The organism is Neobacillus drentensis (genome assembly GCF_036966985.1).
Lineage (GTDB): Bacteria > Bacillota > Bacilli > Bacillales > Cytobacillaceae > Neobacillus > Neobacillus drentensis_E.
The window spans coordinates 1-9,576 of sequence record NZ_JBALSN010000094.1; the positions used below are offsets into that span (position 1 = coordinate 1).

The following is a 9,576-nucleotide window of genomic DNA, read 5'->3' on the forward strand; positions in this document are numbered from 1 at the left end:
TGATTCGTTTGTTAAATGGAGTAATTAATGCTACAAGCGGTCAGATGAAGGTAATGGGATATGATCCCCAAACAGAGGGGGATGAAATCAGAAAGAGGGCGGGAATTGTAACGGAGAGTGCCGCTTTGTACCATGACATGAGTGCATGGGACAATCTAGTCTTTTTTTCTAAAATCTATAATGCCTATGACCCAAAGCGCATCACTCATCTGCTTGAGCAATTTGAAATGATTGAGAAGAAGGACCAATTAGTGGGCACGTTTTCAACAGGGATGAAAAAAAGAATTACCCTTGCAAAGGCGTTGCTCCATAAACCTGCGCTTTTGTTCCTGGATGAACCCACAAATGGTTTAGACCCTGAAGGGATAAACGATGTGATTCATTACCTAAAAAAAGTAAATAAGGAAGAAAAGGTCACGATTGTCATTTGTTCACATGTCCTGCATCAACTAGAGACTATATGTGATTCATTCTTATTTTTAAAGGGTGGTCAAATCGTCGAGAAGGGAACTAGAAGCGAATTAGAGGATCGCTATTTAACTGAGGTTACCCTTTTGGTTGAAACTGGTCTCTTGCCAATCGACCCAAAGACATATAGGGGCTTTGCTTACATTAGAAAAGATCGGCATAATATTGAGTTTTATCTTCCATCAAAAAATGAAATTCCAGGTCTACTCAAGAGTATTCTGAGTGAAACGTGGATCCATTCGTGTGATATTACCAATAGAAGTTTGGAGTCGTTATATTTTAAAATAAGGGGGGAAAAGCATGAATAAGAACATTATTGCTGCCGTCGCTCAAAAAGATATTAAGAACACTTTTTCTTCCAAAAAGATATGGGTACCAATGATCATCCTTCCTTTACTTCTATGCATTTTACTCCCAGCAATATTTGCTTATGTTGGTCTAAATACAGAATTAATTGGGGATTCCTCTAAGGATCTAGAAAAACCAATCAATGCCATCATCAAGAACTTTCCGAATGAAGAGTTAAGGAATACCCTAGCTTCGCTTCCGACACTAGGGTACAAATCGGTTTATTTTTTCTTGAACTTTATGATCATCCCGTTTTTCTTAATGACTGCTATTATCAATTCTATGGTTACTTCTTCGAACAGCTTTGCAGGGGAGAAGGAGAGAAATACATTGGAAACATTATTATTTGCTCCGATCACAGTTTCTGAATTGTTTTTTGGCAAGGTGATTGCATCCTTCATCCCTACTATACTCATAACGTTTGTGGCTTTTTTACTTAATGCCGTGATTGTAAATCTAATTACTTATCGAATTTTTAATGAAATTTTATTTTTGAATTCAACCTGGTTGCTTTTAATGTTTTGGGTGATCCCAGCCTTAGTAATCTTTAATATTGTTTTGAATGTGCTAGTTTCCGCCAGAGTAAAATCTTTTCAGGAAGCACAACAATTTGGCGGTATTATGGTTTTACCTGTCGTCGGCCTTATTATCAGCCAAGTTAGTGGTCTTTTCTTCCTAAGTCCACTAACCTTATTCTTAATTGGAGTAGGTTTACTGGTTGCTAATGGAATCCTCCTTAAACTCATCACCAAATTTAACCAAAGAAACACCCTTTTTGAAAGCCAAATTCACTAAAACCTGCATTTGTCCGCAAAAGGCGGACAAATGTCTTTGTGTGGTGCCTGACACCAATTTTTTTGTAAAAAAATTTTTTTTATTTTTTTCGAACAAAATGTTTGAATTTTTAGAAAACTGACTGTATAATTAGAAAAAACGTAAGGAGTTGATTTCCATGGAAAAGAAATTACTTAATTCACCACAACATTCGGATGAGAATACAGATGCTGTTGTTGCAGAAATGTTTCTAAATAATGCCCTGCTAGAATTTAGACGGGAGAAAATCCGCAAGGAAATCGACCACACATTACTACACGGGGATAAGGAATTATTCCTAAAATTAACAGAAGAGTTAAAAAAGATTTCTTAAGTTATCGATTAACGGATCCTATTCTTTAAAAAAGAAGCCTATCCAAATATGGATGGGCTTCTTTCTGTTTACATATAAATGAGTGTCCTTAACAAAAATCTAATTTTCATTAATGATTCAAAAAATAAGGAACCAATCCAATTGGATTGGTTCCTTTATTGGGGGATTACTCACAAGAATCATCTCAGTTATTATCGTCATCGCCGCTATGTCTGTTTTGATGAGCGCCGTCATCTGCTTTGTTGTCGTCATCGGTCTTTGTATCGTCGTCGCTGTTATCATCATCGCGCTCAACTCTAACTACTTTTCCGGATTCAGCATCGATTCTTACCTCTGCTTCACCCGTGCTCGTGTTTAGCTCAACTTTATATTCCATTCTACCATGCTCTAATTCTTGTTCAATTTCAACTACTGTTCCATTTACTTCACTAATTGCAATCTCTTTTGCTTTTTCCGCCGTAATTAAATTAGAATTAGTTGCTGCTGTATTATTGCTGTCATCAGTTTCCACTTTAATAGTTGTTTGGCCCTGGTCATTTCCAGTAACATTTGCTCTTATTTTTTTATCTTCCTGATGGATAGAATCCTCAGCTCGTGTATCATGTTTTGAAGCCCCCACTGCAACGGCCCCGCCCAAGATTAACAACCCAGATAATGCACCAACAATAAATTTATTTTTCATTAAAAATTCCTCCTTTGTGTTTGTTTACTACACTAATAGAATATCCAGTGAAGATTAGAGCCAAAGGGGGAAAAACATTAGAATTTAATGAGAATTATCAGTAGTGTAAACTATCTGTTCTTTACTTTAGTCATCATCTTCCTTTTTATCATCCTTGCCGCGTTGCTTAGAATCATCATTTTTATCATCATCATCATCACTACTGCGATCGTCCCATGAAACCGACATAACATTGCCTGTAATGGAATGGATTTGTACAATTGCTTCTCTGTCATCCTGGGTCTCAACTTCAACAAGGTAGTAAGTTTGTTCGCCTTTTGTTTCCAGCCAAATATGTTCCACAATCCCATTCACTTGTTTCTTTGCAATATCACGTGCCTCTTCCTCAGTAAGTCTCTTAGTGGAAGAAGTATTATTTTGTGTAGTAGTTGATAAGAGAATCTCTCCAGTATGAGCATCCACTGTGAGTGTAGTTTGATTATTTCCTTCTTTTACGACTGCCTTGTAAATTGTTTCGTCCTCGCTGGTTATTTTTTCAAATGATGTAATCGTTCCTTTTACCTTGGCTAAGATGATTTTTCTAATTTCATCTTCTGATTTAATTGTAACCTCTGGTTGATTAAGAGGTGGAGACTTCGTTTCTTTTTTGATAAATGACAGGACTTTTCCAGAAATCGCATTTAGTTCGATCTGATAAATAGTATCTTTTTTCTCTAAATCTATATGGTATTGCTCATCAGTTAACTTAATTTGAATAACTGTTCCCTGATAGCGGTCCTGGACAAGCTTTTGTGCTGCCTGTTTTGATAAAATTTCATCCGATGCTTCGGTCGGGCCGAACATTTGCCAACTAAAATAAATGAGAAAGGCAAAAATAAGAAAGCCTATTATCATCCAAAACCCAGTTTTTTTCTTCATTCTTTCACCTCACCACGTTAAGTACATTTATTTTCTAATATGAAGATTAAAAATTGCTGAGAAATGGATTAATTTTTATTAGTTTTAATAAAAAGAGTTGCCGTGGTTCCAACTCCTTCTTCACTTTCAAGGTGAATCCTGATACCAATGGCATCAGCAATTTCCTTTGCTAATGATAAGCCAAGTCCTGAACCGCCTTTTTTTCTATTTCTTGCTTTATCAACACGGTAAAAACGGTCAAAGACCTTTGGCAGTTCATCTTTTTGAATGCCGATTCCCTTGTCGGCTACACTTATAAATGCCTCATCATGCTTTATTCCTATATTAACTGTAATGGCATCATCACTATATTTCCGTGCATTATCAAGAAAGATATATATTAGCTGCTTTAGTTTCTTTTCATCCGTAACAACCATTTTCTGTAAATTGTTTTTCTGCTGAAAATGTATTTCTCTATTATAAGCACTTTGAAAGGCCTTAACCGTTCGCAGCATAAAATCGCTAAGATTAAGCTCAGACTTTTGGATATTCCACTGCTCGTGATGCTTAGCCAACAGTAACAGCTGTTCAGTCATGTCTTTCATGCGAACTGCTTCGGAATGAATCGCTTCAATCGATTCGGCAAAAAGCTCCGGTTCCTTTAATCCTCTCCGCTTTAAAAGACTTGCATAGCTCTCAATAATGGTTAAGGGGGTTTTAAATTCATGGGACGCATTCGAAACAAACTGTTTTTGTTTTTCGTAATTTGTTTCAAGTAAATCGATCATATGGTTAAAGGTTTCTCCCATTTGATAAAGTTCGTCCTTGGATTTTCCATCAAGGGTCAGCCTCTTGAAGCGGCCGCTCTGTCTAATTTCTTTCATAGTCTTAATCATGGATGTAACAGGGTTGGTAATTAGTTTACTGAGAATCCGGCTGGAAACAACTACAGGAATTAGTGCCAGCAGTGTCACCAAAATCAAGACTAGCCTCAGAATTTTTAAGTTATCAGTTGCCGGCTGAATGCTTTTAGTCACTTGAAGATTTGCGACACTTCCATCTAGTAAAATAATAGGCATAGACTCAAAGGTATATGACTTTTTTTGAAAAACAATAAAAGTACTAACTTCCCCTTGATGAAATTTGGCTTTTCTTCCAATTAAAGCTTGCTCTGTGGGGCTTGTGACTGTTGATAAAGGTTTGTTATTTTCTGTGACAAATTGGATCATTCCTTTGATAGGGACGTAAGAACGTAATAGTTCTGCCTCAGAAATGGAACCAAGTGATTTCCCAATATCATTTGTCGTTTTTTCCATTTCCTTTGTGGAGGTGATTAATTCACTGTTGAGAATTAATTTGTTAAAGGTGTAATAAACAGATAGATTCATCATTATTAATAAGGCGGCAAATAACACGGCAGTATAAAAGTTTATTTTATTACTTAGTTTCATTTAGCTTCCTTTAAGACATACCCGACACCACGGACGGTATGGATTAATGCGGGCTTATTCTGCTGTTCTAATTTTTTTCTGACATATCGAATATATACATCGACTACATTTGTGTCACCGATAAAGTCATAACCCCAAACAGCTTCCAAAATTTGATCTCTGTTTAATACTTGCCGCTTATTTGTTAATAAATAAACCAACAAATCGAATTCTCTAGGAGTTAATTCAATTTCATCTTCTCCACGAAAAACTTCCCTTGTTTTTGGATTTATTTTTAGGTCAGCAAATGTTAATAAACTCTCGTCTTCCTGAGGCTGTTCTACAGCTTTCACCCTTAAAGCAGCTCGTACCCGCGCTAATACCTCTTCAATTTGAAAGGGCTTTGTTATATAATCATTTGCCCCATAATCCAGTCCTGACACTTTATCTTCAACCGAGCTTTTGGCAGTTAGTAATAGAACAGGTGTAATTTGGTCGTTTAACCGTATCCGCCTGAGCAGTTCAATGCCGCTAATTCCAGGCAGCATGACATCAAGTAATATTAAGTCCCATTTTCCATTCTTGTATGCCTCAAATGCTTCAAGACCATCCATTACCTTTGTTACCACATATCCTTCGTACTCAAGTTCGATTTCAAGAAGCCGAGCAATCTTTTCTTCATCTTCAACCACTAGAATGGTTTCCTTTTTCATAAGTGAGCCCCCCTTAGAAATTGAATATTACTAATTTATAACACTTTTCCACAGCCAGTTAATGATAAAAAAAATATCGACCTGCAACCTCACAACAAGAGTGGTGCCTGACACCCTTTTCAAGTATGATGAAAAAAGAGAAAAGTTAAGGAGTGAATTGGTTGAAGCAACTTCATTTATACTGTAAGAAAATCCCTTTTACTTATTCAAGGTTTTTCAGTCAATATCGTGTCCTAGCGGAGAATAGCACCCATCATGTGCTGTTAGAAAGCGGCCGCGGCGGGCGTTACAGCATTGCTGCATTTCAGCCTGAGACGATAATAAAAGGGAAAAACCATATGCTTGAAATTCAAAATGAAAATGGTACCGAGAAACAGGAAGGGAATCCATTACACTTATTGATGGAATATATGAACCGGTATCATGTCGATAAAATAGAAGGTCTTCCTAGTTTCCTGGGAGGTGCAATTGGTTACATAAGCTATGATTATGCTAGGTACATTGAAGTCCTTCCGGATCTTGCAACAGATGACTTACAAATACCGGAAATCTACTTTTTTATTGTGAGCGAATGGTTTGTCTTTGATCATAAAGAAGAGATTTTGTGGCTTATGTTTTTAGCTGAAAATGACCAGGGGATGGAGGAGAAAATTTCCTTTTGGGAAAAACGATGGACTTCAGAAATCCCTTTCATTCAAACAACAAAACCTAGAGAAAGTAACGATAATAATCTAGAGGTTTCAATGACAGAAGATGAATTTATTCAGGCTGTAATTAAGATTCAGCAATATATTGGACAAGGCGATGTTTTTCAGGTGAACCTTGCCGTCCGCCAATCAAAACCGATTGATATAGAAGCAATAGAAGTGTATGAACAATTAAGGTCCTTAAATCCCTCTCCTTATATGGCCTATCTTCATACTCCGGAATTTCAACTTGTAAGTGGGTCGCCTGAACTTCTTGTTAAAAAGGACGGACTAGAAGTAAGTACACGTCCGATCGCAGGCACTCGTTCAAGGGGTAAAAATCACGAAGAAGACATCCAACTCGCGAATGAATTAATTGAAAATGAAAAAGAGCGTGCGGAACATGTGATGTTGGTGGATTTAGAGCGAAATGATCTTGGTAGGGTATGTAAGTATGGAACCGTCGAGGTCAATGAATTTATGGTCATTGAAAAGTATTCCCATGTCATGCATATTGTCTCCAATGTAAGAGGAGAATTAGCGGATGACAAATCAAGCTTTGATATCATTGATGCTGTTTTCCCAGGAGGGACTATAACTGGCGCTCCTAAAGTCCGTACAATGGAAATAATCGAGGAACTTGAGCCCGTTCAAAGAGGAGTGTACACCGGTTCTCTTGGCTGGATTGATTTTAGCGGCGATTTAGAATTAAACATTATTATCCGCACCATGCTTGTTAAAGATGGGATGGCACATGTGCAGGCAGGGGCAGGAATCGTTATTGATTCTAATCCAAAGCATGAGTACAAAGAATCGATGAAAAAAGCAGCTGCATTATGGAAAGCGAAAGAAATGGCAGAGGAGTAAGAGCAATGATATTTATGATAGATAATTACGATTCTTTTACCTTTAATTTAGTGCAATATTTAGGTGAATTGGGAGAAGAATTAGTGGTAAAGCGAAATAATCAAACATCGATTGAGGAGATTAAAGAACTACAGCCTGAATTTTTAATGGTGTCTCCAGGGCCATGCAGTCCAAATGAAGCGGGAATCAGCTTGGATGCGATTCAAGCATTCGCCGGGAAAATCCCGATATTTGGTGTGTGCCTCGGCCAGCAAGCAATTGCCCAGGCTTTTAATGGAGATGTTATTCGAGCGGAAAGGCTGATGCACGGGAAAACATCGAATATGTATCATGACGGAAAGACGATTTTTCGAGGTTTGCCAAACCCTTTTCCTGCTACTCGATACCATTCCTTAATCGTCAAACGAGAGACATTGCCTGAATGCTTTGAGATTTCTGCTTGGACAAAAGAGGGAGAAATTATGGCAATCCGTCATAAGGAGTTACCAATTGAAGGAGTACAGTTTCATCCAGAATCTATTTTAACTACCTCAGGAAAAGAGCTTTTGAGAAACTTTGTCCATCATTATAAAAATATCGTAATACAAAAGGGTCATTAATTATGGTGATATATATAAACGGACAATTTTTAACAAAAGAAGAGGCAGTACTTTCCCCGTTTGATCATGGTTTTTTATATGGNNTCCTTTCCTGCTAGATGACCATTTAGAGCGCCTTAATCAAGGATTAGAGGTTCTAAACATCAACTATCGTTTTGAGCGTGAAGAAACGAATGACATCTTGCAAGAATTATTAAAAGTAAACCATTTGAACAATGCTTACCTGCGGCTAAATGTTTCGGCGGGGATAGGGGATATTGGTTTGCAAGTAGAACCGTATACTAACCCAAACATTCTTTTTTTTCCTAAACCTTTACCTCAGGCAGGGGATTTAACGGAAAAAAAGGCGGTTTTATTGGAGTTGAAACGAAACAGTCCCGAAGGAAGTGAACGTCTGAAGTCCCATCATTTTATGAATAATATCTTGGCAAAAAGAGAGATAGGACATGCTGCAGATACAGAAGGGATTTTCCTCAATGAGAGAGGGGACATAGCAGAAGGAATCGTCTCTAATATCTTTTGGGTAAAAGGAAATGTCGTATACACCCCTTCCGTACAAACTGGTATTTTAAATGGGATTACACGCCAGTTTGTTAGTGAGTTAGCGAAGAAACATAATCTGAGTGTAGAAGAGGGGCTTTATTCCTTGGAACACAGCCTAGAGGCCGATGAGATGTTTGTCACAAATTCCATTCAAGAGATCGTCCCCATTTCTACATTTGAAGGACATGAATTTCCTGGTAAACGAGGCCAAATAGTACAAGTATTGCATCGTGAATATCGCCACTATTGTAAAAGTCTGTGGTCAGGGCATGGATTAAGGAGTGAATAACCTTGAAAGAAAAAATACTCGCTGAAATCAAAAAAATTGAAGAGCAATATGAAGTAAAAGTCTGTCTAGCCGTCGAGTCTGGGAGCAGAGCATGGGGATTTCCTTCTAAGGATAGTGATTATGATGTCCGGTTTATTTATGTCCATCAAAAGGACTGGTATTTGAGCATTGACCAAAAGCGAGAAGTGATTGAACTGCCAATTAATGACCTCCTTGATATTAATGGTTGGGAAATACGAAAGGCGCTCAAACTCTTTCGAAAATCCAATCCACCGCTAATGGAGTGGCTCCATTCGGGAATTGTCTATTATCAAGCCTTTTCATTAGTAGATAAATTAAAAGCAATCCAGAATCAAGTGTTTTTACCGCAATCCGCACTTTATCATTACTTAAATATGGCAAAAGGTAATTTCCGCGATTATCTCCGCGGTGATCATGTGAAAATTAAAAAGTACTTTTATGTCCTAAGACCGGTATTAGCTTGTTTATGGATTGAAAGATACCATACAGTCCCGCCTATTGAATTTCAAATATTAGTAGAAGATCTTCTTGAAGAGGACCAGTTAAAGCAGGAAATCTCTACCTTGCTTGAAAGGAAAATCAACGGTGATGAGCTCAACCTTGAGCCGAAGGTAAATACCATAAATGACTTTTTAGAAAAAGAAATCAATCGCCTTGAGGAATACACGAAAACCCTTAAAGTTTCCAAAGAGGATATGACCCCAGTTTTGGATAATCTATTCCGAGATATTCTTGATGAGGTATGGGCATAATCACCTCAGTCTAAAAAAGTTTAAATTACTTTGTGAGCCACTTTATTTCAAAAGTGGCTCATTGTTTTATATAAATATTAGCGGTTGATAATTGTGAGAGGTATAAAAATTCATAATTTCTGCAAATTTTTGTT

At 37.4% G+C, this 9,576-nt stretch carries 10 protein-coding genes and 1 pseudogene; 7 read left to right on the forward strand and 4 right to left on the reverse strand.

What is annotated here, in order from left to right; genetic code table 11:
• From V7659_RS06745 to V7659_RS06755, 3 genes are all read left to right on the forward strand, one after another.
• Positions 1–776, forward strand: a 776-nt coding sequence (locus V7659_RS06745) for an ABC transporter ATP-binding protein (RefSeq protein ID WP_335538953.1), incomplete at its 5' end; no start/stop codon positions are given.
• Complete coding sequence (locus V7659_RS06750; RefSeq protein ID WP_335538955.1) at positions 769–1,611, forward strand: ABC transporter permease subunit; 843 nt, start codon at positions 769–771, stop codon at positions 1,609–1,611. The genes V7659_RS06745 and V7659_RS06750, both read left to right, overlap by 8 nt.
• 157 nt (positions 1,612–1,768) lie before the next feature.
• Positions 1,769–1,963, forward strand: coding sequence for an IDEAL domain-containing protein (locus V7659_RS06755; RefSeq protein WP_026566206.1), 195 nt, complete (start codon positions 1,769–1,771; stop codon positions 1,961–1,963).
• Between the two features lie 184 nt (positions 1,964–2,147).
• Here V7659_RS06755 and V7659_RS06760 read toward each other — a convergent pair whose 3' ends face one another.
• The 4 genes from V7659_RS06760 to V7659_RS06775 form a co-directional block, all read right to left on the reverse strand.
• Positions 2,148–2,645, reverse strand: coding sequence for a PepSY domain-containing protein (locus V7659_RS06760; protein WP_335538958.1), 498 nt, complete (start codon positions 2,643–2,645; stop codon positions 2,148–2,150).
• A 126-nt stretch (positions 2,646–2,771) separates the two neighbouring features.
• Positions 2,772–3,563, reverse strand: a complete 792-nt coding sequence (locus V7659_RS06765) for a PepSY domain-containing protein (RefSeq protein WP_335538960.1) — start codon at positions 3,561–3,563, stop codon at positions 2,772–2,774.
• A gap of 68 nt (positions 3,564–3,631) precedes the next feature.
• Positions 3,632–4,993 (reverse strand): sensor histidine kinase, encoded by a 1,362-nt coding sequence (locus V7659_RS06770; protein ID WP_335538961.1) that lies wholly within the window; start codon positions 4,991–4,993, stop codon positions 3,632–3,634.
• Complete coding sequence (locus tag V7659_RS06775; RefSeq protein ID WP_335538962.1) at positions 4,990–5,685, reverse strand: response regulator transcription factor; 696 nt, start codon at positions 5,683–5,685, stop codon at positions 4,990–4,992. The genes V7659_RS06770 and V7659_RS06775 overlap by 4 nt, the downstream gene beginning before the upstream one ends.
• Before the next feature lie 161 nt (positions 5,686–5,846).
• On the opposite strand from V7659_RS06775, the gene V7659_RS06780 reads away from it, so the two are divergent.
• The 4 genes and pseudogenes from V7659_RS06780 to V7659_RS06795 all read left to right on the forward strand — a co-directional run bounded on the left by V7659_RS06780 (position 5,847) and on the right by V7659_RS06795 (position 9,442).
• Positions 5,847–7,238, forward strand: coding sequence for an anthranilate synthase component I family protein (locus V7659_RS06780; protein WP_335538963.1), 1,392 nt, complete (start codon positions 5,847–5,849; stop codon positions 7,236–7,238).
• A gap of 5 nt (positions 7,239–7,243) precedes the next feature.
• On the forward strand, positions 7,244–7,837 hold the full coding sequence (gene pabA / locus V7659_RS06785) for an aminodeoxychorismate/anthranilate synthase component II (protein ID WP_335538964.1): 594 nt from the start codon (positions 7,244–7,246) through the stop codon (positions 7,835–7,837).
• Between the two features lie 2 nt (positions 7,838–7,839).
• Positions 7,840–8,669: pseudogene (gene pabC / locus V7659_RS06790) on the forward strand (aminodeoxychorismate lyase).
• Between the two features lie 2 nt (positions 8,670–8,671).
• Entirely contained in the window at positions 8,672–9,442 is a 771-nt protein-coding gene (locus tag V7659_RS06795; protein ID WP_335538966.1) for a nucleotidyltransferase domain-containing protein, read from the forward strand.
• The last annotated feature ends 134 nt before the right edge of the window (positions 9,443–9,576 follow it).

Coding starts and splice junctions, on each gene's coding strand:
- V7659_RS06750 (WP_335538955.1), top strand. CDS start 769: ATGAATAAGAACATTATTGCTGCCGTCGCTCAAAAAGATATTAAGAAC.
- V7659_RS06755 (WP_026566206.1), top strand. CDS start 1,769: ATGGAAAAGAAATTACTTAATTCACCACAACATTCGGATGAGAATACA.
- V7659_RS06760 (WP_335538958.1), bottom strand. CDS start 2,645: ATGAAAAATAAATTTATTGTTGGTGCATTATCTGGGTTGTTAATCTTG.
- V7659_RS06765 (WP_335538960.1), bottom strand. CDS start 3,563: ATGAAGAAAAAAACTGGGTTTTGGATGATAATAGGCTTTCTTATTTTT.
- V7659_RS06770 (WP_335538961.1), bottom strand. CDS start 4,993: ATGAAACTAAGTAATAAAATAAACTTTTATACTGCCGTGTTATTTGCC.
- V7659_RS06775 (WP_335538962.1), bottom strand. CDS start 5,685: ATGAAAAAGGAAACCATTCTAGTGGTTGAAGATGAAGAAAAGATTGCT.
- pabA (WP_335538964.1), top strand. CDS start 7,244: ATGATATTTATGATAGATAATTACGATTCTTTTACCTTTAATTTAGTG.